21 protein-coding genes are annotated in these 24961 nt (G+C 73.2%); 12 read left to right on the plus strand and 9 right to left on the minus strand.

Annotated elements, in window-relative coordinates; all coding sequences use genetic code 11:
• Nucleotides 1-26: 26 nt before the first annotated feature.
• The gene (locus ACU610_RS20780; RefSeq protein WP_446769590.1) at nucleotides 27-425 is read left to right on the plus strand and encodes a DUF485 domain-containing protein; all 399 of its coding nucleotides are present in this window, start codon (nucleotides 27-29) and stop codon (nucleotides 423-425) included.
• Nucleotides 418-2061, plus strand: a complete 1644-nt coding sequence (locus tag ACU610_RS20785; protein ID WP_446769591.1) for a solute symporter family protein — start codon at nucleotides 418-420, stop codon at nucleotides 2059-2061. The genes ACU610_RS20780 and ACU610_RS20785 overlap by 8 nt, the downstream gene beginning before the upstream one ends.
• A gap of 289 nt (nucleotides 2062-2350) precedes the next feature.
• Here ACU610_RS20785 and ACU610_RS20790 read toward each other — a convergent pair whose 3' ends face one another.
• From ACU610_RS20790 to ACU610_RS20800, 3 genes are all read right to left on the minus strand, one after another.
• Entirely contained in the window at nucleotides 2351-2581 is a 231-nt protein-coding gene (locus ACU610_RS20790; protein ID WP_446769592.1) for a hypothetical protein, read from the minus strand.
• Nucleotides 2582-2679: 98 nt separating this feature from the next.
• Complete coding sequence (locus ACU610_RS20795; RefSeq protein WP_446769593.1) at nucleotides 2680-3540, minus strand: manganese catalase family protein; 861 nt, start codon at nucleotides 3538-3540, stop codon at nucleotides 2680-2682.
• A gap of 269 nt (nucleotides 3541-3809) precedes the next feature.
• Nucleotides 3810-4556, minus strand: coding sequence for a sensor histidine kinase (locus ACU610_RS20800; protein ID WP_446769594.1), 747 nt, complete (start codon nucleotides 4554-4556; stop codon nucleotides 3810-3812).
• Nucleotides 4557-4615: 59 nt separating this feature from the next.
• Here ACU610_RS20800 and ACU610_RS20805 point away from each other — a divergent pair, with 59 nt between their 5' ends.
• On the plus strand, nucleotides 4616-5305 hold the full coding sequence (locus tag ACU610_RS20805; protein WP_446769595.1) for a response regulator: 690 nt from the start codon (nucleotides 4616-4618) through the stop codon (nucleotides 5303-5305).
• 96 nt (nucleotides 5306-5401) lie between these two features.
• Here the strand turns inward: ACU610_RS20805 and ACU610_RS20810 are convergent, their stop codons facing one another.
• Entirely contained in the window at nucleotides 5402-6907 is a 1506-nt protein-coding gene (locus ACU610_RS20810; RefSeq protein ID WP_446769596.1) for a PH domain-containing protein, read from the minus strand.
• Nucleotides 6908-6960: 53 nt separating this feature from the next.
• On the minus strand, nucleotides 6961-7470 hold the full coding sequence (locus tag ACU610_RS20815; protein ID WP_446769597.1) for a PH domain-containing protein: 510 nt from the start codon (nucleotides 7468-7470) through the stop codon (nucleotides 6961-6963).
• A 155-nt stretch (nucleotides 7471-7625) separates the two neighbouring features.
• Between ACU610_RS20815 and ACU610_RS20820 the strand changes: the two genes are divergently transcribed.
• Nucleotides 7626-7955 (plus strand): rhodanese-like domain-containing protein, encoded by a 330-nt coding sequence (locus tag ACU610_RS20820; protein ID WP_446770738.1) that lies wholly within the window; start codon nucleotides 7626-7628, stop codon nucleotides 7953-7955.
• Between the two features lie 87 nt (nucleotides 7956-8042).
• On the opposite strand, the gene ACU610_RS20825 is transcribed toward ACU610_RS20820, so the two are convergent.
• Nucleotides 8043-9689 carry a long-chain fatty acid--CoA ligase gene (locus ACU610_RS20825; protein WP_446769598.1) on the minus strand — a complete coding sequence of 549 codons (1647 nt, stop codon included), beginning with the start codon at nucleotides 9687-9689 and terminating at the stop codon, nucleotides 8043-8045.
• Nucleotides 9690-9800: 111 nt separating this feature from the next.
• Nucleotides 9801-11009, minus strand: a complete 1209-nt coding sequence (locus ACU610_RS20830; protein WP_446769599.1) for a cytochrome P450 — start codon at nucleotides 11007-11009, stop codon at nucleotides 9801-9803.
• Nucleotides 11010-11216: 207 nt separating this feature from the next.
• On the opposite strand from ACU610_RS20830, the gene ACU610_RS20835 reads away from it, so the two are divergent.
• The 8 genes from ACU610_RS20835 to araA all read left to right on the plus strand — a co-directional run bounded on the left by ACU610_RS20835 (nucleotide 11217) and on the right by araA (nucleotide 21891).
• The gene (locus tag ACU610_RS20835) at nucleotides 11217-12152 is read left to right on the plus strand and encodes a DUF5926 family protein (protein ID WP_446769600.1); all 936 of its coding nucleotides are present in this window, start codon (nucleotides 11217-11219) and stop codon (nucleotides 12150-12152) included.
• Between the two features lie 323 nt (nucleotides 12153-12475).
• Complete coding sequence (chvE, locus tag ACU610_RS20840) at nucleotides 12476-13633, plus strand: multiple monosaccharide ABC transporter substrate-binding protein (RefSeq protein WP_446769601.1); 1158 nt, start codon at nucleotides 12476-12478, stop codon at nucleotides 13631-13633.
• Nucleotides 13634-13812: 179 nt separating this feature from the next.
• The gene (gene mmsA, locus ACU610_RS20845; RefSeq protein WP_446769602.1) at nucleotides 13813-15351 is read left to right on the plus strand and encodes a multiple monosaccharide ABC transporter ATP-binding protein; all 1539 of its coding nucleotides are present in this window, start codon (nucleotides 13813-13815) and stop codon (nucleotides 15349-15351) included.
• Entirely contained in the window at nucleotides 15348-16613 is a 1266-nt protein-coding gene (gene mmsB / locus ACU610_RS20850; RefSeq protein WP_446769603.1) for a multiple monosaccharide ABC transporter permease, read from the plus strand. The genes mmsA and mmsB overlap by 4 nt, the downstream gene beginning before the upstream one ends.
• Before the next feature lie 99 nt (nucleotides 16614-16712).
• On the plus strand, nucleotides 16713-17759 hold the full coding sequence (locus tag ACU610_RS20855; RefSeq protein WP_446769604.1) for a LacI family DNA-binding transcriptional regulator: 1047 nt from the start codon (nucleotides 16713-16715) through the stop codon (nucleotides 17757-17759).
• Between the two features lie 252 nt (nucleotides 17760-18011).
• Complete coding sequence (locus tag ACU610_RS20860; protein ID WP_446769605.1) at nucleotides 18012-19688, plus strand: xylulokinase; 1677 nt, start codon at nucleotides 18012-18014, stop codon at nucleotides 19686-19688.
• Nucleotides 19685-20368 carry an L-ribulose-5-phosphate 4-epimerase gene (locus ACU610_RS20865; protein ID WP_446769606.1) on the plus strand — a complete coding sequence of 228 codons (684 nt, stop codon included), beginning with the start codon at nucleotides 19685-19687 and terminating at the stop codon, nucleotides 20366-20368. Before ACU610_RS20860 ends, ACU610_RS20865 begins: the two co-directional genes overlap by 4 nt.
• Nucleotides 20369-20382: 14 nt before the next feature.
• Entirely contained in the window at nucleotides 20383-21891 is a 1509-nt protein-coding gene (gene araA / locus ACU610_RS20870) for an L-arabinose isomerase (protein WP_446769607.1), read from the plus strand.
• Between the two features lie 81 nt (nucleotides 21892-21972).
• Here araA and ACU610_RS20875 read toward each other — a convergent pair whose 3' ends face one another.
• Nucleotides 21973-23406, minus strand: a complete 1434-nt coding sequence (locus ACU610_RS20875) for a M20/M25/M40 family metallo-hydrolase (protein WP_446769608.1) — start codon at nucleotides 23404-23406, stop codon at nucleotides 21973-21975.
• A complete protein-coding gene (locus tag ACU610_RS20880) occupies nucleotides 23403-24905 on the minus strand; it encodes an MFS transporter (protein ID WP_446769609.1) in 1503 nt (500 codons plus the stop codon). Before ACU610_RS20880 ends, ACU610_RS20875 begins: the two co-directional genes overlap by 4 nt.
• Between the last annotated feature and the right edge of the window lie 56 nt (nucleotides 24906-24961).

Below are 24961 nucleotides of genomic sequence, written 5' to 3' on the forward strand. Positions count from 1 at the left end.
TGACCAGGACGACAGGGAGAGGCACCGTGACACCACCCGAAGAACGCAGGCTGCTGACTCCGGAGGAGTACGCCCAGGCGCAGGCCTCACCGGAGTTCATCGAGCTGAAGCGGCGCTTCCGCCGTTTCGCGTTCCCGATGACCGTGGCCTTCCTGGCCTGGTACCTGCTCTACGTCCTCCTCTCGACCTACGCGCCGGACTTCATGGCCACACCGGTGTTCGGCAACGTCAACCTCGGCATCCTGCTCGGGCTGGCCCAGTTCGTGACGACGTTCGTGATCACCCACCTCTACGTGGCGCACGCCAACAAGCGCACCGACCCCATCGCCGACGAGATGCGCAACCGGCTGGAGCACCACGAGTACGCCGGCCGGACCCGCGGCGACGACGGCACGTCGGTGACCGGGGGTGCCTCGCGTGCGTGAGGTCCTCTCCGCCGAGAGCGCCACCATCGGCAACCCGGCGATCAACATCGCGATCTTCTCCGCCTTCGTGGCAGTCACCCTGGTCATCACGTTCCGGGCCAGCCGCACCAACAAGAGCGCCGCGGACTACTACGCGGCCGGCCGCAACATCAGCGGCACGCAGAACGGCCTGGCCATCGCCGGCGACTACCTCTCGGCGGCCTCCTTCCTGGGCATCGCCGGCGCCATCGCCGTCTACGGCTACGACGGGTTCCTCTACTCGATCGGCTTCCTCGTCGCCTGGCTGGTCGCGCTGCTGCTCGTGGCCGAGCTGATGCGCAACACCGCGCGCTTCACCATGGCCGACGTCCTGGCCTTCCGGATGCGGCAGGGGCCGGTGCGCACCGCTGCGGCGATCTCGACGCTCGCGGTGTCGCTGTTCTACCTGCTGGCGCAGATGGCCGGCGCCGGTGGCCTGGTGACCCTGCTGCTCGGCGTCACCGGTGAGGCGGCCCAGGCGCTCGTCGTCGTCCTCGTCGGCGCGCTGATGATCATCTACGTGCTGGTCGGCGGCATGCGCGGCACCACGTACGTGCAGATCATCAAGGCCTCGCTGCTCATCGTCGGCGCCCTGGTGATGACGGTGTGGGTGCTCGGCCTGTACGGCTTCAACCTGTCGGCGCTGCTCGGCGGCTCGGTGGAGAACGCCGTGGCAGGCCGGGACGTGCTCGCGCCCGGGGCGCAGTACGGCACGTCCAGCACCACGAAGCTGGACTTCGTCTCGCTCGGCCTGGCCCTGGTGCTGGGGACGGCGGGGCTGCCACACGTGCTGATGCGCTTCTACACCGTGCCGACGGCGAAGGACGCCCGTCGCTCGGTGGTCTGGGCGATCTGGCTGATCGGCATCTTCTACCTGTTCAGCCTCGTCATCGGCTACGGCGCCGGGGCGCTGGTCGGACCGGAGACCATCCTCGGCGCACCCGGGGCGGTCAACGCCGCGGCGCCGCTGCTGGCCTTCGAGCTCGGGGGCACCGTGCTGCTCGGCATCATCGCCGGTGTCGCGTTCGCGACGATCCTCGCCGTGGTCGCCGGCCTGACGATCACGGCCTCGGCGTCCTTCGCACACGACGTCTACGCGTCGGTCATCAAGAAGGGCCACGTGTCGCCGAACGGGGAGGTGAAGGTCGCCCGCATCACCGCCATCGTCATCGGCGCCATCTCCATCGGCCTGGGCATCCTGGCGCTGCAGGCCGGGCTGAACATCGCCTTCCTGGTGGCGCTGGCGTTCGCCGTGGCGGCCTCGGCGAACCTGCCGACCATCCTCTACACGCTGTTCTGGAAGCGGTTCACCACCCGGGGCGCGCTGTGGTCGATGTACGGCGGGCTGATCGCCTGCATCGTCCTGATCATCTTCTCGCCGGTGGTCTCGGGCGGTCCGGTCAACCCGACGACCGGCAAGAGCACCTCGCTGCTCCAGGACGTCGACTTCTCCTGGTTCCCGCTCAACAACCCGGGCCTGGTGTCGATCCCGCTGTCGTTCTTCCTCGGCTGGCTGGGCACCGTGCTCTCCAAGGAGAAGCCGGACGAGCCCAAGTGGGCCGAGCTGGAGGTCCGGGCGCTCACCGGGATCGGCGCGGAGAAGGCCGTCCAGCACTGAGGAAGGACCCCCTTCCCCCACGCCTCGCTCCGCTCGGCGCGGGACCCTGAAGGGTGGCCGATCCAGCACCAGAAGGACCCCCTGCCCCCACCGTGGAGGGACCCTGCAGGGGGCCGCTCGACCGCCGAGGCGCGCGTCCCCGTTCGCGGGGGCGCGCGCCTCGCGCGTTCCAGGGCCTCGTCCCCCGCGACGATCAGCTGAGCTGGTCGTCCCCCTTCCGGGCTCACACCCGGTGCTGAGCCAGGAACCCGAACGACCAGCTGAGCTGATCACCGAGGGCAGGAGACCCTCAGGCGACGGCCCGGGCGGGGGCGGACTCGGGGGCGAGGACGGCGTCGGTGGACGTGATCGGGGCCGGGACGGCGGCGTGGGCGCGGCGGTGGCGGACGGCCCAGCGGGTGACCAGGCCGGTGAGGACGACGAGCCCGGCGACCAGGTGCTGGCCGGGCGCGGCGACCGCGACGGCGAGGGCCGCCGCGTAGACCGCCGTCAGCAGGACGGCGGGGACGGACAGGTGCACGGTGCTCTCCTCCAGCAGCGGTGGGCCCGCCGGCCGGTGGCCGGATCTCGCGAGACCCGGCCACCGGCGCGGCGACGGCACAGGGTGGGACGGGTCGGCTACTTGAGCATGTCCTTGGCCTTCTGCAGCAGCGACTGCCCGGGCATCTGCGGGGTGGAGAACAGCCGCGGGTCGCCGGGCGGGAGGATCGGCGCGTCCGCCGTCGCCTCGATCGGGCGGGCGCGGAACTCCGAGCGTCCGTCGACCGACGGGCCCGACGCCCACCGACCGGCCGAGGCCTCGGGGCCGTCGGAGGCGTCGACGAAGGTGTAGCCGAGGTCGCCGACCTCTTCCTCCAGCGGGAACGCCTCGGGCACCGGGATGCCCTCGATGCCGTCGGCCTTGAGCTCCTCGGTCGCGGCCAGCCACTGCTGCTGGTGGTAGTGGTCGCGGGTGATGAGGAACCGCAGCATGTCCTTGACGCCGGGGTCGTCGGTCATGTTGTAGAGCCGGGCCACCTGCAGCCGGCCCTGCATCTCGGCGGTGGCGTTGTACATGAAGTCGGCCATGAGGTTGCCGCTGGCGGTGACGTACGCGCCGCTCCACGGGTTGCCCATGCTGTCCATGTAGGAGGCACCCTGGCCGTTCTGGATCAGGTGCTGCGGGTTGTGCTGCCCGTAACCGGCGGCGGCCTCCTTGGTGCGGTCGGCCGAGTCCGGCTTGAGCGGCGCGTGGTCGAGCAGCCGGTCGATCATCGTGATGATCATCTCGACGTGGGCCAGCTCCTCGGTGCCGATGGAGAGGAGGAGGTCCTTGTACTTGCCGGGCAGCCGGCAGTTCCAGCCCTGCAGCAGGTACTGCGTGGCGACCGTCATCTCGCCCCACTGGCCGCCGAGGATCTCCTGCATCTTGCGGGCGAAGTCCGGGTCGGGACCGTCGGGCTTGGCCTCGTACTGCAGGGCGTGGGTGTGGGTGAACACGGGCTCTCCCTTGCGTCGTCGCGACCACCGCCGATGCGGTGACACCAGGGATCTGCCCCCGCCCGGTGGCCCGCCCGTGCCGAGCGCTGGCCCAGTGGTGCCATGTTCTCCGCCGGCCTGCCGGCCGCCACCGTCCTCCGTCGGCCTACCGGCCGACACGCGACCACGTGCCGCCCCCTGTCGCGCCGAGCCCACCCCGGCCCTCCTCGCCGAGGCCTCCGGCCCCACCTCCTCGGACCGATGGCACCGAGGCCGGTAGGCCGACGACGTCAGCGATCGGGGAGCTGCACGGTCAGGGTCAGGGAGTGGCCGTCCTCGGCCCACACGATGCGGCCGCCGAGCTCGCCGGTCTGCCGCCGCACCGACCACAGCCCCAGGCCGGTGAGGTCCGGCGGCGGCGAGTCGGTGCGCAGGTGCCCCAGCAACCGCTCCGGGCGGCCGACGGCCTGCGTCAGCGCCAGGTCGACCCAGCCGGGCCGACATCGGACGGCCAGCCGGACCGGGGCGCCGTCGCCGTGCCGGTGTGCGTTCTCCAGCAGGTTGGTGAGGACCCGCTGCACCCGGGCGTCGGCGACGGCGACGTCCTCCGCGTCGGGGCCGAGCTGCACGGTCAGCTGGTCGTCGGGCAGCCCGGAGGCGGCCACCGACGCGCGGACGACGTCCCCGAGCCGACGCGTTCCCCGACCCAGCGGCGCCGCCCCGCCCGTGGCCGCCGCCGTCCGGAGCATCGAGGCCAGGTGAGCGGTCTGGGCGCGGGCCAGCTCCAGCACCTCGCCGGGGTCCGGCGCCGCGTCTGCCGACGGCCCGGCCGGCCGCTCCAGCGCGCTGAGCAGCGCCTCGAGCGAGGCCAGCGGCGAGCGCATGTCGTGGCACAGCGCCCGCACCAGTGCCTCACTGGGTTCCGGCGCCTGCCCGCCGTCCGGTCGCGCCGGCGCCCGGCGCTGCAGCAGGCGGCGCAGGGCCGGCAGCGCGCGGCATGACCCGGGGGACGTCGGGGTGTTCGCGGCCAGGGTCATGGGCACCTCCGTGGTGTGTCCGGTCAGCCGCGCCGGCGCAGCCGTCGGTCTGGGGAGAGATGGAGCCGAGCGACACCGGTGCCCAGCACCGTTCGCACGTCGACGTCGTGCTCGTCGACGACCACCCGTTGTTCAGCCGGGGCCTGGCCCTGCTGCTTCCGGGGGTGAGCGAGGGGCGGGTGCGCGTCGTGGCGACGACCGACGACGCCTCCGCGGCTGCGGCGATGGTGCGTCGGCACCACGCCGACGTCGCCGTCGTGGACCTGCACATGCCGCCGCCGGGCGGCACGCGGGCGATCGCGGCGATCCGCCGTGCGGACCCGACCGTGCGGGTCGTGGCGCTGTCCGGTCAGGCCGAGGAGGACGCCGTCCTGGAGGCGCTGCGCGCCGGGGCGGTGGGCTACCTGCCCAAGACCGCCGACCCCGAGGCGCTGGTGCGCCCACTGCTGGCCGTGCTCGACGGCTGGTCGGTGATCCCCGAGGACCTGCTGCGGCGGCTCCTCGAGGACTCCACGCCCGCCGGGGAGCAGGGCCTCGCCGAGCGGCTCACCGCCGACGAGCGCCGGCTCTGGCGGCTGGTGGCCGACGGCACGAGCACCGTGGAGATCGCCACGACGCTGCACGTGTCCGAGCGGACGGCGAAGCGGCTGGTGGCCGCGCTGCTGCGGACGCTCGGCGTCGCCACCCGTGTCGAGGCCGCGGCGCTGGCCGGACGCGTGCACCTGGGCGGCAACGGCAGGCAGCGCTGAGTTCCGCACCGGTGCCGGCTCGGAGTCCATCGCCGCCCAGCTACCCGCAGCGGTGATCGACACGCGCGACCCGCGGTCGACGGGCTGGCGAACAGCTCAGCGGGGGGCCAGCGTCCCCGCCCACGTGCCCGACGACGCCGCCGCGGTGAAGGCGGGCACCTCCGCGGCGGCCATGTCCACCGCGGCGTAGCCCCCGCTGCCCGCCCCCACGCAGGCGACCACGGTGGCCAGTCCGGCCCGCCGCTGCAGCAGGCTCTGCCGGACGTGCCAGCCCACGACGGCACGGCGCTGGAGCACGGCCTGCTCGCGGACCAGCCAGCCGCTGCGGACGCTGAACGACCGCGGCCCGGTGCCGTGGCCGAGGGCGCGGTACCGGCCGATGCCCATCGGCACGCCCAGCGCGGTGAGGACGACGCCGACGACCGGCACCCACCACCACCCGAGCGCGGCCGCCGCCCAGACCCCCGCCGCGGTCACCAGCAGCCCGGCGGTCAGGGCCCGCACCAGCCGGCGGCGCAGGGCAGCGGGCGGGTGGCCGGTCAGGGGGCCGGGGTCGTCGACCAGCCGGCCGAGCAGCCGCAGCGCCTCGGCGCGCGGTCCCAGCGGCAGCAGCTGACCGCGCCGGTGGGCCTGCCCGAGGCCCGTGACCAGCGCGTTCACCCGCGCCGCGCCCACCCAGCGCATGCCCAGGCCCTCGCTGAGCGTGCCGCCCCGGATGCGGTCGACCTCCAGCTCGGTGTGCCGCCGGGTGAGCAACCCGCGGACGGCGACCAGCGAGCCACCGCGCCGCACCAGCCGGTAGCCCCAGTTGACGACGGCCGCCCCGGCCACCGCGGCCAGCGCGAGCAGCGGCACCGCGGCGACCAGCCCGACGACCAGCAGGTGCGGCGAGGGCTCGGGGCCGGCGAGGTCCGGGACGACGGCGTCCGGCAGCTCCTGCACCAGCCGGAACAGCGTGCCCACGGCGGCCAGCGGGACGACGAGGTAGCTGCCGACCAGCGGCGCGTAGAGCAGCCAGCGGGGGTCGAAGCGGGAGAGCTCCTCCTCGAGCGGCGCCTCCGGGGCCTGCTCGCCGTCCGGTGCCGGCACCCCGGCGGGACGGCGGGCCAGCAGCCGCGCGCGCAGCCGGTCGCCCTCGACGCGGGGGACGCCGTCGACGACGAGCTCCTCCTCGTTGGCCCCGACCGAGCCGGCCGCGGCATCGATGCGGACCCGCACCAGTCCGAGCAGCCGGTGCAGCGGCGGGGCCTCGACCTCCACGCCGCGGATGCGGTCGTTGGGCACGGTGCGCACCGAGCGGGCCAGCAGGCCGCGGGTCACCACCACCGCCGTCGGCCCGTCGGCGTAGCCGAACCGCCACCAGCTCAGCACCGCCGCGGCCAGGGACAGGGCGGTGACGACCGCCGCCATCACCACGACGGTGAGCAGCCCGTCGTCGAAGCCGACCAGCGCGGCGACCGGGATCAGCACCGGCACGACCTGCCGGGCCTGCCGGAACGTGGCGGTGTGCACCAGCACCACGCGGGGAGATGCCCGCAGGGGCCGCTCACCGGGTGCGCGACCGCGGCCGACGCCCACGGCGGGCGCGCTCGGGTCGCTCACCGGTCCGCTCCCGCCCGGCGGAGCCGGGGGGACGGCGGGGTCGCTCACGTCGCTCACGTCGCCTCGTCGCGGACCAGTTCGGCGCGCCGGGCGAGGTCGTCGGCCACCCGCTGGGCCACGTCGGCCTCCAGGTGCAGCACCCGCACCGTGCCCTGCGAGGACGCCGTCAGCACCGCCACCGTGGCCAGGCCGAACAGCTGCTGCAGCACGCCGCGGGTGACGTCGACGGTCTGGATGCGCGAGATGGGCACCAGCGTCCAGGTGCGGGTCAGCCAGCCGGTGAGGGTGTACACCGCCTCGCCGGTGACCTCCCAGCGGTGCACGCGGTAGCGCACCCACGGCCGGATGCCGATCGCCGTCCCCGCGTACACCACCAGCAGCGTCGGCAGCAGCCAGCGCAGCACCGGCACCGGGCCGCCGTCCGGCACGAAGAGGACGAACGCCGCCACCAGCACCCCGTACACCAGCGTGCCGATCACGCCCTCGGTCACCCACAGCCCGATCGCCGAGCGGGACAGCGACCAGGCGGGATCGCGGACGGGCGCGGTGGTGTCGGTGGTCATCGCCCCCATCCTCTCAGCGAGCCCCGCCGTGATCATGGGGTTCCTGCCGGTTCCCGTGGCGAGTCCGCGCGTGTCGCCTGCACCGACCCCATGATCACCGCCGTGGTGCGGGGGGTGCGGCCGCCCGCCGTGCCGGTGGCACCATGGGGCGCGTGATGCCGCAGCAGGTCCCGACCGTGCCCGCCAGCGAGGTGCCCGAGGACGCCGTCGTCCTCGACGTGCGTGAGGACGACGAGTGGGCCGTGGGGCACATCGACGGCGCCATCCACATCCCGATGGGGGAGGTGCCGGCGCGGCTGGACGACCTGCCCGAGGGCGACCCGCTCTACGTCACCTGCCGCGGCGGTGGCCGCTCGGCCCGGGTGGCCGCGTGGCTCAACGCCAACGGCTACGACGCGGTCAACGTGGGTGGCGGCATGGGGGAGTGGGAGGCAGCCGGCCGGCCGATGGTGAGCGAGACCGGCCAGCAGCCCTTCGTGCGCTGAGAGAGGACCCCCTGCTCCCCGCCACCGCATCGGGGGCGACGCGACGGGGGGTCCGCCCGCTCGCGCGGACGGACCCCTCTGGCTCGCTCAACCGCGCGCGGGGAACTCCGCGAAGCGACTGCGCAGGTCCTTCTTCGAGAACTTGCCGACGCTGGTCTTGGGCACCTCGTCGATGAACTCCACCGCGTCGGGCAGCCACCACTTGGCCACCTGGGGCCGGATGTGCTCGAGGATCTCCTCCTCGGTCGCCGTCTCGCCGTCCTTGAGGACGACGCAGGCCAGCGGCCGCTCGTCCCACTTCGGGTGGGGGATCGCGACGACCGCGGCCTCCTTGACCTTGGGGTGGCTCATGATCGCGTTCTCGAGGTCGACCGAGCTGATCCACTCGCCACCGGACTTGATGAGGTCCTTGGTGCGGTCGGCGATCCGGATCGAGCCGTAGGCGTCCATCGCGGCGACGTCGCCGGTGCGCATCCAGCCGTCCTCGGTCGACAGGACCACGCCGGCGTCCGGGTTGTAGTAGTCCTTGGCGCACCACGGGCCGCGGACCTGCAGCTCGCCGGTCGCCTCGTCGTCCCACGGCTGGGGCTCGAGGGTCTCGGCGTCGACGATGCGGGCCTCGACGCCGAGGAAGGGGATGCCGGCGCGCGCCCGCTGGTTCGCCTTGGTCTCGTCGTCGGCGTCCAGGTAGCGCCGGGGCAGGATGCCCGAGGACGCCACCGGGTGGGTCTCGGTCATGCCCCAGGCCTGCAGGATCGCCAGACCCACCTGCTCGCGGTAGGCCTCGGACAGGGCCTTGGGCACCGCGGAACCGCCGCAGCCGATCTCCCGCAGCTTGTGCGGTCGGCCGGCCAGGTGGGGGAGCACGCCCTGCCAGATCGTCGGGACGCCGGCGGTAAAGGTGACCCCCTCGTTCACGATCAGGTCGGCGAGCGCCTGGGGCTGCATCATCGGGCCGGGCATGACCAGCGAGGCGCCCGCGGCCGGCGCGGCCTGGGCGATGCCCCAGGCGTTGGCGTGGAACATCGGCACGACCGGCATCGCGACGTCCTGGATGCCCAGGCCGAAGGCGTTGGGCGCCATGACGCCCATCGTGTGCAGGAACGTCGAGCGGTGCGAGTAGACGACGCCCTTGGGGTTGCCGGTGGTGCCGCTCGTGTAGCACATCGAGGCCGCGGAGTTCTCGTCCGTGACGTGGAAGTCGACGGGGGAGGCCTCGGCCAGCAGGGTCTCGTAGTCGGACACCCGCGGGTCGTCGGGGATCTCGTCGTCACCGCCGTCGTCCATGACCACGACGTGCTTGACCGTCTTCATCGTGTCGACCAGCGGCCACAACAGCGGCAGCACCGAGCGGTCGACGAAGACGACCTCGTCCTCGGCGTGGTTGGCGATGTAGGTCAGCTGCTCGGGGAACAGCCGGATGTTGAGCGTGTGCAGCACGCGGCCGGTGCTCGGAGCGGCGAAGTACAGCTCCAGGTGGCGCTGGCTGTTCCAGCCGAAGGTGCCGACCCGGCCGTCGGCGCTGATGCCGAGGGTGTCGAGCACGCCGCCGAGCCGGCGGGTGCGCTCGGCCCACTCCGCGTAGGTGGTCCGGGTGATCCCGCCGGGGCCTGCGGTGGCGATCGTCCCGTCGCCGTAGTGCTGCTCGACGTGCCGGAAGATCGCGTCGATGGTGAGGGGGTAGTCCTGCATGAGGCCGCGCATGAGCGGCATCGTGCCAGTGACCGCGCTCACGATCCACAGGGGTCCCGTGCCCTGGTCACCCGGCCCGACCTCGCCGTTCGGTCGCCGTCCTCGTGCTGCGGCGCGAGGACGGTGACCGCGGGCTGAGGACGGCGCGACAGGTCAGCGGGCGAGGACGACGGGCAGGTGGGCCAGGCCGCGGATGACGAACTCCGGACGGCGCACCGGCTCCCCGCCGAGCTCCAGCCGGGAGGTGCGCGCCAGCAGGGCGCCGAAGGAGGCCTGCAGCTCCACGCGGGCCAGCGGGGCGCCGATGCAGAAGTGCACGCCGGCCCCGAAGGTGATGTGCGGGTTGTCGGTCCGGCCGACGTCGAACCGGTCCGGGTCGGGGAAGGCCGCCGGGTCCCGGTTGGCGGCCCCGAGCAGCGCGGCGACCTTCTGCCCCTCCCGCACGGTCACCCCGCCCACCTGCACGTCGGAGGTCGCCGTCCGCTCGAACAGCTGCAGCGGTGAGTCGAACCGCATGAACTCCTCGACCGCCGTCGGCAGCAGGCCGTGGTCGTCGCGCAGCCGAGCCAGCTGGTCGGGGTGCTCGAGCAGGGCGAGCAGGCCGTTGCCGCTGACGTTGACCGTCGCCTCGTGCCCGGCGTTGAGCAGCAGGATGCAGGTGGTCACCAGCTCGTCCTCGGTGAGCCGGTCGCCCTCGGAGTCCCGCACGGTGACCAGGTGCGAGAGCAGGTCCCCGCCGAGGGTGTGGCGACGCTCGGCGGCCAGCTCGCGCAGGTACGTGACGAACTGGTCCGCCGCACGCTCGGCGGCCTCCTCGACGGCCGCCGTCCGGCCGTACTCGTACATCTTCACGATGGCGTTGGACCACGGCCGCAGCAGCGGCCGGTCGGCGTCCGGGACGCCGAGCAGCTCGGCGATGACGGCGACCGGCAGCTCCTCGGCCATCCCCGAGAGGACGTCGACCGGCTCGGTGCCGCCGGAGCGCTCGACCAGGCCGTCGACCAGCTCGCCGGCCAGCCGCTGCACCCAGGGCCGGAGCCGCTCGACGTGCCCGCGGGCGAAGGCGGCGCTGACCAGGCGTCGCAGCCGGGTGTGGTCCGGCGGCTCCATTTCCAGCAGCGCGTTGCGGTGGACCAGGTTGAAGGAGCCGAAGCGCTCGGCCGGCTCCCGGTCGCGCCAGATGCGGCCCAGCCGGCGGTCCCGCAGCACGGCGTTGCTCTCCGCGTGGGTGAACGCCAGCCACAGCGCCAGACCCTCGTGCCACTGCACCGGTGCCTGGGCCCGGGCGCGTGCGAAGGACGGGTAGGGGTCGGCGACGACGGTGGGGTCGGTGAGGTCGATCGGCGGGCCCGCGGGTGTCACGCCGGAGCAGCGTAGGGAAGGGACCCCCGTCCCTCTCCCGCCTCGTTGGAGGACCCGACAGCTCGGGCCCGAGCCGGCCGTGCGGCACCGCCACCTCGGACCCTGCCCCGCTCCGTGGGCAGGGGGTGAGTCGCCACGGAAGGTGGTCGCACCCGACCGCCCCGACGGCTCGCGGAGCGCGACGCGGCCGCCACCTAGGCTCGGGCCATGGCCCGCTCCGCGACCCGCAAGCGTCCCGCTGCCCCTGCCGCCGACGGCGGCGTCAACCCCAAGGCGCCCTGTCCGTGCGGCTCGGGCCGCCGGTACAAGCACTGCCACGGCTCGGGCTACGCCCCGCCGGTGACCCGGCCGTTCGAGGGGCTGCCCGGCGAGGAGCACTGGGTCGCGCTGCGCGAGCTGGTCCCGGCGGCGACCGCGCCGCTGCGGACGACCGACGGGCGCGAGGTCACCCTCGCCAGCGTGCTGCCCGGCGGCGCTCCGGCGCTGGTCCGCGCCAACGGCGAGATCCTGCTCGGTGTCCAGCTGCAGGGCTCCTCCGACGACGTCAGTCGCGACCTAGGGACGGCGCTGGCCGCCGCGCTCGAGGCGCCGGCCGGTGCGCCGGTCGACCCGGGCCCGCTCGGCGGTGCCGGGTCGACCGGCCCGCGGCTGCAGGAGCTGGTCGACACCACGGCACCGCTCGAGGTGACCGTGCACGAGGACTTCGGCTTCTGGCTCGAGGGCGTCGAGGCCGGCGCCGCGGCCCGTGCCGGGCTGGAGCAGGCGAACGCGGCGATCCTGCCCACCGTGCTGCTCCCCGGCCTCGGTGCCGCCTACTGGGTGCGGCCGGGTGCCGAGCGGGCACACCTGCGGTGGGTGCGGCCCGAGCCGGAGGAGCCGTTGCTCGACGCGCTGGCCCGGCTGCGCGCCTCGGGCGAGATCCTGCTGGGAGAGGGCACCCGGTACGCCGGCGCCTTCCGCGCGCACGGGCTGCTCGTGCCGGTGTGGGACCTGCCCGCCGACACGCCGGCCGCCGACTGGACCGACGCGGCCACGGCCTTCCAGGCGCGCCTGGAGGAGGCGCTGGCCGCGACCGGCCCGCTGACCGCCGACGAGCGCCGCGCCCGCGCCGGTCTGCTCTCCCGCCAGATCACCCTGCGCTGAGGAAGGGCCCCGTCCTCCCCACCTTCGCGAGCTCAGGGTGGGACCCGGGACGGGGCCGTGGCGAGCCGCTGGACGGGGCCGGCGGACCGGCGGGGCCGGTGAGCCGTGCGCCATGCGTGTCGACGCCCCGTAGCCGCAGCCTCACCGATCGCCGACGGAGCTCACCCGATGTGGCGGGTTCCCATGTCCTCGTTACGAGACCGTGACGCCGACATGGCGCTCAGGGGTTGACGGCAGTGGGTTGTTAACGCTCACACTTGTCCGCTCGCCACGGGCGGGCCTGCGCCGGGTCGAGCGCGCAGCAGTCTCGAGGAGGAGATCACGTGAGCAAGAGGCTCGGCTTCGCCGCCCTCGGCGCCGGCATGGCGCTGACCCTGGCGGCCTGTGGCGGCGAGGGCGCCGGCGGCAGCGGCGGCGCTGGTGGTGGAGGCGCCGAGGCGGAGGACCTGACCATCGGCGTCTCGATGCCGACCCAGACCTCCGAGCGCTGGATCGCCGACGGCAACAACGTCAAGGAGCAGCTGGAGGGCGAGGGCTACACCGTCGACCTGCAGTACGCCAACGACGACATCCCCACGCAGTCGCAGCAGATCGACCAGATGATCACCGAGGGTGCCGACATCCTCGTCGTCGCGGCGATCGACGGCACCGCCCTCTCCGGCCAGCTGGAGAACGCGGCGGCCAACAACATCCCGGTCGTCTCCTACGACCGCCTCATCCGCGACAGCGAGAACGTCGACTTCTACGTCACGTTCGACAACTTCCAGGTGGGGGTCGCCCAGGGCACCGCCCTGCTGCGGGGTCTCGGCCTGCAGAACGAGGACGGCTCGCCGGGCACCGCGACCGGCCCGTTCAACGTCGAGCTGTTCGCCGGCTCGCTGGACGACAACAACGCCTTCTTCTTCTGGGACGGCGCGATGTCGGTCCTGCAGCCGCTGATCGACGACGGCACGCTGGTCGTCAAGTCGGGCCAGACCAACATCGAGCAGGCCGCCATCCTGCGCTGGCAGCAGGAGACCGCCCAGCGGCGCATGGAGGACCTGCTGACCTCCGCCTACAACGACGGCTCCCGGGTCGACGGCGTCCTCTCGCCGTACGACGGCCTCTCCCGCGGCATCATCACCGCGCTGCAGAACGCCGGCTACGGCCCGACGCTGGACGCCCAGCCGCAGCCGATGGCCGTCGTCACCGGTCAGGACGCCGAGATCGCCTCGGTCAAGCTGATCAACGACGGGGTCCAGAGCTCCACGATCTTCAAGGACACCCGCCTGCTGGCCGAGCAGGCCGTCGCCGCCGCCTCCGCCTTCGCCCAGGGCAACGAGCCGGAGGCCAACGACACCGAGACCTACGACAACGGCGTCAAGGTCGTCCCGTCCTACCTTCTCCCGGTCGAGACGGTGTTCGCGGACGACATCCAGTCCGTGCTGATCGACTCCGGCTACTGGACGGCCGACGAGGTCGCCAGCGGCCAGTCGGACTGACCGCCCACCCCTGAGCCCGGCCGGGCCCGGCAGCACCGCTGTCGGGCCCGGCCGGCACCACCCGGGGCCGGCATCCCGCAGCCCTGGCCCGCCCCGCTGGGGTGGCGCACACTTCTCCCCACCATCCGCGGCGCGCCCTCTGCCAGTGAGAAGGCGCCGACACAGGACGACGAGGTCCCATGGACGACCACATCCTGGAGATGCGCGGCATCACCAAGACCTTCCCCGGCGTCAAGGCCCTGGAGGACGTCAACCTCGCGGTCAACCGAGGCGAGATCCACGCGATCTGCGGCGAGAACGGCGCCGGCAAGTCGACCCTGATGAAGGTGCTCTCCGGTGTCTACCCGGCCGGGAGCTACGACGGCGAGATCGTCTACGACGGAGAGCCGGTCCGCTTCACCGGCATCCGCGACAGCGAGCACGTGGGCATCGTGATCATCCACCAGGAGCTCGCGCTGGTGCCCTACCTGTCCATCGCGGAGAACATCTTCCTGGGCAACGAGCGGCGCGGCCGCGGCGGACTCATCGACTGGAACAAGGCCAACGCCGCTGCCGCCCGCCTGCTGGCCGAGGTCGGGCTCCACGAGAACCCGGTCACCCCGGTGGGCCAGCTCGGCGTCGGCAAGCAGCAGCTGGTGGAGATCGCCAAAGCGCTGTCGAAGGACGTGCGGCTGCTGATCCTCGACGAGCCGACCGCCGCGCTCAACGACAACGACTCCGCGCACCTGCTGGACCTGATGCGCCGGCTCCGCGAGCGCGGGATCACCTGCATCATGATCTCGCACAAGCTCGGCGAGATCACCGCGGTCTCGGACAACGTCACGGTCATCCGCGACGGCAAGACGGTGGAGACGCTCAGCCTGCACGCCGGCGAGGTCACCCAGGAACGGATCATCCGCGGGATGGTCGGCCGCGACCTGGAGAGCTACTACCCCGAGCGTGAGTCGCACCCCGGCGAGGAGGTGCTGCGGGTCGAGGACTGGACCGTCTGGCACCCGAGCCAGGAGCGCAAGGTCGTCGACGGGGCGAGCTTCACCGTCCGGGCCGGGGAGGTCGTCGGGATCGCCGGCCTCATGGGCGCCGGGCGCACCGAGCTGGCGATGAGCGTCTTCGGGCGTGCCTACGGCCGCAACATCACCGGCCGGATGTTCGTGCACGGCAAGGAGGTCCGGCCCAAGAACGTCGCCGAGGCGATCGACGCCGGGATCGCCTACGCCACCGAGGACCGGAAGCACTACGGCCTGAACCTCATCGAGGACATCCGGCGCAATGTCTCGGCCGCCGCTCTGAACAAGCTCGCCAGCAGGGGCTTCGTCAACGGCAACGAGGAGATCAAGGTCGCCGAGGGCTACCGCAAGAGCATGAACGTCCGGGCCCCGAGCGTCGCCTCGGTCGTCGGCAAGCTCTCGGGCGGAAACCAGCAGAAGGTCGTGCTGTCCAAGTGGCTGTACACCGACCCCGAGGTGCTCATCCTCGACGAGCCCACCCGCGGCATCGACGTGGGTGCGAAGTACGAGATCTACACCATCATCAACCGGCTGGTCGCGGCCGGTAAGGCGGTGCTGGTCATTTCCTCCGAGCTGCCCGAGCTGCTGGGTATCTGCGACCGCATCTACACCCTGTCCGCGGGCCGGATCACCGGTGAGGTGCCCGTCGGCCAGGCGACCCAGGAGAACCTGATGGAGCTCATGACCAAGGAGAAGGAGCTGGCGGCATGACCAGGACCGTGCCCCCCTCGTCCGAGCCGGAGGCCCAGTCCGCCACCGGACCCAAGGACGTCGCGCCCGCCGTGGCTCTCCACACCGGGACCAGCAACGTCCGCGCCCTGCTGACGAGCAACCTGCGGCAGAGCGGCATCTACGTCGCGTTCGTGGTCATCATCGCGCTGTTCGCGGTGCTCACCGGGGGCACCTCGCTGTCACCCGGCAACGTCACCAACATCGTCCTGCAGTACAGCTACATCCTGATCCTGGCCATCGGCATGGTCATCGTGATCATCGCCGGGCACATCGACCTCTCCGTGGGGTCGGTGGTGGCGCTCACCGGGGCCACCTCCGCCGTCCTGGTCATCCAGCAGGGCATGCCGTGGTGGGTCGGCGTGCTCGCCGCACTGGCCGTCGGCCTCGCGATCGGTGCGTGGCAGGGCTTCTGGGTCGCCTACGTCGGCATCCCGGCGTTCATCGTGACCCTCGCCGGCATGCTGCTGTTCCGCGGTCTGACGCTGCAGGTGCTCGACAACATCTCCCTGTCGCCGTTCCCGCAGGAGTACGGCCGGATCGCCAGCGGCTTCCTCAACGGCCTGATCGGCGGTCAGGGCTACGACGCGTTCACGCTCCTCATCGGCGCCATCGCGGTCGCCGGGTACGCGGTCAGCCAGTACCGCAGCCGGATCGCGCGCATCCGCTACGAGCAGCCGGTCGAGTCGTTCCCGCTGTTCGTCACCAAGATCGTGCTCGTCGGTGCGGTGGTCATGGCCTTCGCCTGGCAGCTGGCGACCGCCCGCGGCCTGCCGATCGTGCTGATCATCCTGGCCGTGCTGATCATCACCTACGGCATCATCACGACCCGGACCGTCTTCGGCCGGCAGGTGTACGCGATCGGCGGCAACCTGGCGGCGGCCACGCTGTCGGGTGTGAAGGTCCGGGCGGTCAACTTCTGGATCTTCGTCAACATGGGCTTCCTGGCCGCGGTCGCCGGTGTCGTCTTCTCGTCGCGGTCCAACGGCGCCCAGCCCAGCGCGGGCAACATGTTCGAGCTCGACGCGATCGCCGCGGCGTTCATCGGTGGTGCCGCCGTCACCGGTGGTGTCGGCACCGTGGTCGGCGCCATGGTGGGCGGTCTGATCATGGCCGTCATGAGCAACGGCATGCAGCTCATGGGCGTCGACCAGTCCATCCAGTCGGTGGTCAAGGGCCTGGTGCTGCTGCTGGCCGTGGCCTTCGACGTCTACAACAAGCGGCGCGCCGGCGCGTCCCGCTGACGCCCTCGGGCGGCCCCGCGGACCTTCCGCGGGGCCGCCCGGCAGGGCCCGACCGAGGCGGCCGTCAACCGGCCGGCTCCTCGACGGAGAGGAGTGACGGTGGAGCCCGAGGGGGCGAGCCGAGCGCTGGTCATGTCGGACGTCGCGGCTCGCGCCGGCGTCTCGCACCAGACGGTGTCCCGGGTCATCAACGGGCACCGCAACGTCGCACCGCAGACCCGTGAGCGGGTCGAGCGGGCGATCCGCGAGCTGGGCTACCGGCCCAACAGCGCCGCCCGGGCACTGGTCACCGGCTCCACGCGGACCATCGGGTTCGTCACCGTGAACATCAACCAGTACGGCCCGGCGCAGACCCTCGTCGGCCTGGAGCGGGCGGCGCGGGCGGCCGGCTACTCGCTCAGCGTCACCGTGCTCGACGAGGCGACCGCCGAGGCGATGCGCGACGCCCTCGACCGCTTCATGGCCCAGTCGGTCGACGCCGTCCTGGCGTTGGCCACCTACGACGACGCCGTGGAGGCGCTGCACCAGGTGCACACCCCGCTGCCGCTGGTCACGGTGCAGAGCGGCGGGGCGCTCGAGGAGCCCGCGGTCGGCGTCGACCAGGTCGCCGGTGCCCGGCTGGCCACCCGCCACCTGCTGGACCTCGGCCACCGCACCGTCCACCACGTCACCGGCCCCGCCGACTCCAAGGAGGCCCGGGACCGGGTCGAGGGCTGGCGCGCCGAGCTGACCGCCGCGGGCACCCCCGCGCCGGTGTGCCTGCACGGCGACTGGACGCCGTCCTCGGGCTACGAGGCCGGTCGCGGGCTCGCTGCCCGCCGGCGCGCGGGCGAGGAGATCACCGCGGTGTTCATGGCCAACGACCAGATGGCCCTGGGGCTGCTCGCGGCCCTGCACGAGGAGGGGCTGGAGGCCCCGCGGGACGTCAGCGTCGTCGGGTTCGACGACCTGCCGGAGGCGCCCTACCTGACCCCTCCGCTGACCACCGTGCGGCAGGACTTCGCCGAGCTCGGACACCGCGCGGTGGAGCTCGTACTCGCCCGGCTGGCCGGCCGCGAGCTGCACCTCGAACCCGTCCCGCCGGTGCTGCTGATCCGCTCGAGCACCGGCCCCGTCCCGGTCGGCAGGACGCCCGCCCGGGTGTGACGCCCGTCCCTGTTAGCGCTAACATCCCCGCGGCGACGCGCCGCCCGGTCGTCGTCGCAGCCGGGGCAGGAGAGGACCGATGCCGGACACCGCTGGAGCAGCCGACACCCACGTCGTCGGGGTCGACCTCGGGACGCCCCCGGGCCGGGCGGTCGTCGTCCGCGACAGGCGCGGTACGGCGACCGGCGGTGCTGCGCGCACCGCGACCCCGGGGACCGGGTCCACCACCCCGTGGCGAGAGGGGCGCGAGAGATGACGACGGACGTCGGCGAAGCGATCACCGGAGGTCGCACGGCCCTGGGGATCGAGCTGGGCTCGACCCGGATCAAGGCGGTGCTCGTCGGCCCGGACCACGCTCCGCTCGCGGTCGGCAGCCACGACTGGGAGAACCAGTTCGTCCAGCGACGGTGGACGTACTCGCTGGAGGCCGTCTGGGCAGGGGTGCAGCAGAGTTTCGCGGCTCTGGCGGACGACGTGCGGCAACGCCACGGGGTCGAGCTGGCAGGAGTCGGCGCGCTCGGCGTGTCGGCGATGATGCACGGCTACCTGGCGTTCGGCGTCGACGGTGAGCTGCTCACGCCGTTCCGCACCTGGCGGAACACGAACACCGGTCGATCGGCAGAGCGGCTCAGCGCGGAGTTCGGCGTCAACATCCCGCACCGGTGGAGCGTCGCGCACCTCTACCAGGCGATCCTGGATCGCGAGGACCACGTCGGTCGGCTCGATCACCTGACGACCCTGGCCGGCTACGTGCACTGGCAGCTCACCGGCGAGAAGGTCCTCGGCATCGGCGATGCCAGCGGCATGTTCCCGATCGACGTCGGCACCGGCGGTTACTCCGCCACGATGCTCGACCGGTTCGACCAGCTGGCCGCCGAGGCCGGGGTCGAGCTGACCCTCGCCGACCTGCTGCCCAGGATCGCGTCCGCCGGCCAGTCGGCCGGCGAGCTCACCGAGGCGGGCGCGAAGCTGCTCGACCCGACCGGGCGGCTGCGTCCCGGCATCCCGCTCTGCCCACCCGAGGGTGATGCGGGCACCGGGATGGTCGCCACCAACTCGGTCGCTCCGCGCACCGGCAACGTCTCCGCCGGGACGAGCATCTTCGCCATGGTCGTGCTCGAGCGCGAACTCACCCGGATGCACCGCGAACTCGACCTCGTGACCACGCCGGCCGGCGACCCGGTGGCCATGGTGCACTGCAACAACGGGGCCAGTGAGGTGAACGCCTGGGTCGGTCTGTTCACCGAGTTCGCCCGGGCGCTGGGTTCCGAGGTGGACCCGTCGGCGGTCTTCGAGATCCTGTTCTCCGCCGCGCTCGGTGGGGCCAGCGACGGCGGCGGGATGCTGGCCTACAACTACCTCTCCGGGGAGCCGATCACCGACTTCGAGGAGGGGCGGCCGCTGTTCGTGCGGTCCCCGGACAGCAGGTTCGACCTCGCCACCTTCATGCGGACGCACCTGTTCGCGTCCTTGGCCACGCTGCGGATCGGCATGGACGTCCTGCAGAAGACCGAGGGCGTGCGGCTCGACCGGATGTTCGCGCACGGCGGCCTGTTCCGGACCAAGGGCGTGGCGCAGCGCTTCCTGGCCGCCGCGATCGACACCCCGGTGTCCGTCGGGGACGTCGCTGCCGAGGGCGGCGCCTGGGGGATCGCCGTCCTGGCTGCCTTCGCCACCCGACGCTCGCCGGGACAGAACCTGGCCGACTACCTGGACACGACGGTCTTCGCCGGCACCAGCCTGCAGACCGCTCAGCCCGAGCCGGCCGACGTCGCCGGCTTCTCCGCGTTCATGCAGCGGTACGTCGCCGGGCTCCCGGTCGAGCAGGCCGCCGTGGACCACGTGGGGATCGGCCACGGGCGGGCCGAGCCGCAGACCGCTGATACCGGGACGACCCCCGCCGCACTGACCGAGGAGCAGCCGGCATGACCGCCACCACCCGCACCCCGACCGAGCAGGGCACCCACCAGGCGCAGCGCGAGCACGTCGCCGCCCTGCACGCCGAGCTGACCCGCAACCGGCTGGTCACCTGGACCTCGGGCAACGTGTCCGAGCGGGTGCCCGGGGAGGACCTGTTCGTCATCAAGGGCAGCGGCGTCCTCTACGACGAGCTGACCTGGGAGGGCATCACCGTCTGCGACCTCGACGGCAACGCCGTCGACGGGGTCAAGAAGCCCTCCAGCGACACCGACGCACACGCCTACGTCTACCGGCACATGCCCGAGGTCAACGGCCAGGTGCACACGCACAGCCCCTACGCGACGGCCTGGGCGGCACGGGCCGAGCCGATCCCGTGCGTGCTCACCGCGATGGCCGACGAGTTCGGTGGCCCGATCCCGGTCGGCCCGTTCGCGCTCATCGGCGACGACTCGATCGGGCAGGGCATCGTGGCCACCCTGCGCGACTCCCGGTCGCCGGCGGTGCTCATGCAGAACCACGGCGTCTTCACGATCGGCCCGTCGGCGAAGGCGGCGGTCAAGGCGGCGGTCATGACCGAGGACGTCGCCCGCACCGTGCACCTGTCCCGCCAGCTCGGCGAGCCCCTGCCCATCGCGCAGTCGGACATCGACTCGCTCTACGCGCGCTACCAGAACGTCTACGGACAGTGAGGAGAGCCACCACCGTGGTTGCCGACCCATTCGAGGGGCACGAGGTCTGGTTCCTAACCGGCAGCCAGGGGCTGTACGGGGAGGAGACCCTGCAGCAGGTCGCCGAGCAGTCGCAGCGGGTCGCCGCGGCGCTCGACGAGGCCGCCGAGGTGCCGGTCCGGGTGGTGTGGAAGCCGGTGCTCACCGACGCCGCCGCCATCCGGCGGGCGATGGGCGAGGCCAACGAGGACGCCTCCTGCGTCGGCGTCGTCACCTGGATGCACACCTTCTCCCCGGCGAAGATGTGGATCAGCGGGTTGGACGCGCTGCGCAAGCCCCTGCTGCACCTGCACACCCAGGCCGACGCCGCCCTGCCGTGGGCGACGATCGACATGGACTTCATGAACCTCAACCAGGCCGCGCACGGCGACCGGGAGTACGGCTTCGTGCTGACCCGGCTGCGCATGCCGCGCACGACGGTCGCCGGCCACGTGTCCGACCCGCGGGTGCGCTCCCGGGTCGGCTCGTGGGCGCGGGCGGCCACGGCGGCGGCCGCGGCCCGGTCGCTGCGCCTGGCGCGCTTCGGCGACAACATGCGCAACGTCGCGGTGACCGAGGGGGACAAGGTCGAGGCCGAGATCCGCTTCGGCATGTCGGTGAACACCTGGGGCGTCAACGACCTGGTCGCGGTGGTGGACGCCGTCGAGGACAAGGTCGTCGACGCCATCGTCGAGGAGTACGGCGACCTGTACGAGTTCGCCGACGACTGCCGGCCGGACGCGCCGCGGCACGAGGCCGTGCGCTACCAGGCCCGCATCGAGGCGGCGCTGCGCAGCTTCCTCGAGGACGGCGGCTTCACCGCCTTCACCACGAACTTCGAGGACCTCGGCGGGCTGCGCCAGCTGCCCGGTCTCGCCGTCCAGCGGCTGATGGCCGACGGCTACGGCTTCGGCGGCGAGGGGGACTGGAAGACCGCGGCGCTGCTGCGCACCCTCAAGGTGGCCGCGGCGGGGCTGCCCGGTGGTACCTCGTTCATGGAGGACTACACCTACGACCTCACCGGGACGCCGAAGATCCTGGGCGCGCACATGCTGGAGGTCTGCCCGACCATCGCCGGCGACCGGCCGCGGGTCGAGGTGCACCCCCTGTCCATCGGCGGCCGCGAGGACCCGGCGCGCCTGGTGTTCACCGCCGCCCCGGGCGCGGGCGTCGTCGTCGGCTGGTGCGACCTGGGCGACCGGTTCCGCTGGGTGGCCAACGAGGTCGACGTCGTCGAGCCCGACGAGCCGCTGCCGAACCTGCCGGTGGCTCGCGCGGTGTGGCAGCCGCGGCCGGACTTCCAGACGGCGACGGAGGGCTGGCTGACCGCCGGCGGCCCGCACCACACGGTGCTCTCGACCGCGATCGGCGCCGACGAGCTCACCGACCTGGCCGAGGTCTTCGCGACCGAGCTGGTGGTCATCGACGCCGACACCACGCGCCGCTCGCTGGCGAAGGAGCTGCGCTGGGGCGCCGCCTACCACCGGCTGGCCCAGGGCCTCTGAGGAGGACTGCCTCCGCTCGTGCTGGTGACCCCCTCCTTGGCATCCCCGAGCTCGCGAGGGGATCCAGGAGGGGGTCCTCTCTCAGAGGTGGCGGAGGAGGTACCGGTAGAAGCCGGCGCCCCGGTGCAGGGCCGCGACCGAGATCCGCTCGTCGGCGGCGTGCAGTGCGGCCAGCTCGTCCTTCGTCAGGTCGAACGGCATGAACCGGTAGACGCTGTCGCACACCTGGCTGAAGTGCCGCGAGTCGCTGGCCTGCACCATCACGTAGGGCGCCACGGCCGCGTCGGGGTAGACCGACCGGATCGCCGCGCTCACCAGCGCGAATGCCTCGTTGTCCGCGCGCGACACCGGTGACGGGTCGGTGCCCGAGACCACCCGGAGCTCGACGCTGGGGTCGTCGATGACCCGGCGCAGCCGGTCGACGGTCGACTGGACGGTCTCGCCGAGTGCGATCCGGATGTTGGCGTGGGCGCTCGCGCGGGTGGCGAGCACGTTGGCGGCGCTGCTGCCCTGCAACCGGGTGATCGCCACGGTGGTGCGGACCAGCGCGTCGGCCTCCCGCCCGGCGCGCGACAGCAGCGTCGCCATCAGGGGTCGCAGGTGTCGCGCGTGCGCGAACAGCACCCGGTGACCCAGCGGGGCGTGCCTGCCCAGCGCGTCGACCATCCCGAGGACGACGTCGTGCAGCCGTGCCGGGAAGGGCGCGTCCTCGATCCGCAGGATGGCGCGCGCCAGGCGGGCGGGGGCGCCACCGCGGACGGGGGCGGAGGCGTGGCCACCCGCGTCGGTCGTGACCAGCTCGACGTCGAGCAGGCCCTTCTCGGCCAGCCCGACGACCGCCGTCGGGCGGGGGACGCCGGGGAAGACGCCGCTCACCACGGCACCGCCCTCGTCGAGGACCGCCCACGGGCGGATGCCGCGTGCGGTGAGCGCCTCGACCGCCAGCTGGGCGCCGACGCCGGCGACCTCCTCGTCGTGCCCGAAGGAGAGGAGGACGTCGCGGGCCGGGGCGAACCCGGCGACGACGAGGGACTCGACCGCCTCGAGGATGGCGACGAGGGCGCCCTTGTCGTCGATCGCGCCGCGCCCGTGCACGACGCCGTCCTCCACCAGCCCGGAGAAGGGGTCGCGCGACCACTCCTGGCCGGCCACCGGCACCACGTCGTAGTGGGCCATCAGCACCAGCGGCGGCAGGTCGGTGCCGCTGCGCCACCGGTAGAGCAGCGCGCCGTCGCCGAGCACCTCGCGCTCCAGCGCCCGGTGGGTCGCCGGGTACAGCTCGCCCAGCCGCTCCCGGAACCTCGCGAAGGCGGCGGCGTCCACCGCGCCGGGGTCGCGGGAGGAGACCGTCGGGATGCGGACGAGCTCGGCCAGGCGGGCGGCCGCGGCGTCGGCGTCCAGGCCGTCGAGGTCAGCAGGGGAGGGGAGGACCTCCGGCGGGCGGAATCGGGCGACCCGCCGCGCTGCCGCCGAGACGGCCGCGCCGCAGGCCGCGGCGGCCAGTGCGCGCTTCACGCCGGGTCCCCGCCGTCCGTCGCGGGCGCCACCGAGCGCAGGTCGGCGGCCGGCGCGTCGGAGAAGGCCAGCCGCGGGACGACGACGAGCGCGGCGGCCGCTGCCAGCGCCGTCGCCCCGCAGACGACCCAGACGGTGACGTAGCCGGCGAGGGAGCCCGCCGTCCCCTCGGCGCCGTCGACGAGGACCGGTGCGCCGGAGGCGAGGGCCACGGCGAACACCGCCGAGGCGAGGCTGCCGCCGAGGACCTTCGTGGTGTTGGTCAGGCCGGTGGCCACACCGGTCCGGCCGGCGGGCGCAGCCGCGGCGGCCGCCGCCGGCAACGCCGCCACGAGCGCCCCCGAGCCGAGCCCCGCCACGACCATCGAGGTCAGCACCTCGACGAGCGACCCGTGGAAGGGGACGAGCAGCAGGTACCCCGTGCCGGTCAGGCCGGCCGCGCCGATCAGGGTGGCCCGCGGGCTGGTGCGCTGCGAGATCCGCGAGAACTGGCTCGCGCCCAGCAGCATCGAGACGACGTAGCCGCCGATGACGACGGACACCGTGCCGGTGGACAGGCCCAGCCCGTAGCCGTACACCGCCGGGTCGGTGCGGGCGAACGTCGACAGCGGCCCCTGGGCGCCGAGCACGCTGACGCCGAACAGCCCGGCGGTCAGCTGCACCGGCCACATCGACGGGCTGCGCAGGACGCGGAAGTCCACGAGCGGGTCGTCGCGGCCCAGCTCGTAGCGCACGAACGGGACGACGAGGAGCAGCCCCAGTGCGGTGACCAGCCAGGGCCACGGCTCACCGGCGCCGTTGAGGCGGACGAAGGTCAGCCCGCCGGTGAGGACGAGCAGGACGACGCTGAGCAGGGCCGCGCCGGTGGCGTCGACGCTGCCGGCCTCGCGGTGCTCGCTCTCGGGCACGCGCAGCGCCACCACGGCGCAGACGCCGACGACGAGGAGCCCGGGGACCAGCAGCACCAGCCAGAACCGCCCGGCCAGCACGCTGCCGACCAGCCCGCCGCCCAGGGCACCGACGATCGCGCCCAGCTGCAGGGCAGCGACGATCAGGCCGGTCGCCCGGCGGGTGCGTGCCGCCGGGTCGACCAGGCGGCGCGACCGGTGGTGGATCAGGGCGACCTGCAGCGGCAGCCACGCGGTGTAGACGCCCTGGAACGCCCAGGCGACCAGGAAGAGGGCGAAGTCCTGGGCGAGCGCGAGGACGGCGGTCGACGCCGCGACGACCGCCGCCGAGGCCAGCAGCATCCGGCGGTGCCCGTGCAGGTCGCCCAGCTTGGCGAGGATCGGCACGGCGATCGCCGAGAGCATCAGCTGGGCGGCCTCCAGCCAGTTCACGTCGGCGTCGTGGATGCCCAGGTGCCGGGCGACGTCGGTGAGCAGCGGGACGTAGTAGCCCTGAAGGACGCCGCTGGTGAACTCGACGAAGACGAGGTAGCCGACCAGACCCCCGCCGAGGCCCGCGATGCGCCCGGTCGGCCGCGCCGTTCCCGTCATCCGCCGTCCCTTCCCGCTGCGCCACCGGCGGTGGTGCGGACGGTCCGGAGCGTAGT

It is taken from the genome of Geodermatophilus sp. URMC 61 (assembly GCF_052931555.1).

What these genes read in the sequence shown, in the direction of transcription:
- mmsB (WP_446769603.1), top strand. Translation starts at nt 15,348, where the DNA reads ATGACCAGGACCGTGCCCCCCTCGTCCGAGCCGGAGGCCCAGTCCGCC.
- ACU610_RS20815 (WP_446769597.1), bottom strand. Translation starts at nt 7,470, where the DNA reads ATGACCACCGACACCACCGCGCCCGTCCGCGATCCCGCCTGGTCGCTG.
- ACU610_RS20805 (WP_446769595.1), top strand. Translation starts at nt 4,616, where the DNA reads ATGGAGCCGAGCGACACCGGTGCCCAGCACCGTTCGCACGTCGACGTC.
- ACU610_RS20865 (WP_446769606.1), top strand. Translation starts at nt 19,685, where the DNA reads ATGACCGCCACCACCCGCACCCCGACCGAGCAGGGCACCCACCAGGCG.
- ACU610_RS20820 (WP_446770738.1), top strand. Translation starts at nt 7,626, where the DNA reads ATGCCGCAGCAGGTCCCGACCGTGCCCGCCAGCGAGGTGCCCGAGGAC.
- ACU610_RS20835 (WP_446769600.1), top strand. Translation starts at nt 11,217, where the DNA reads ATGGCCCGCTCCGCGACCCGCAAGCGTCCCGCTGCCCCTGCCGCCGAC.
- ACU610_RS20860 (WP_446769605.1), top strand. Translation starts at nt 18,012, where the DNA reads ATGACGACGGACGTCGGCGAAGCGATCACCGGAGGTCGCACGGCCCTG.
- mmsA (WP_446769602.1), top strand. Translation starts at nt 13,813, where the DNA reads ATGGACGACCACATCCTGGAGATGCGCGGCATCACCAAGACCTTCCCC.
- ACU610_RS20880 (WP_446769609.1), bottom strand. Translation starts at nt 24,905, where the DNA reads ATGACGGGAACGGCGCGGCCGACCGGGCGCATCGCGGGCCTCGGCGGG.
- ACU610_RS20800 (WP_446769594.1), bottom strand. Translation starts at nt 4,556, where the DNA reads ATGACCCTGGCCGCGAACACCCCGACGTCCCCCGGGTCATGCCGCGCG.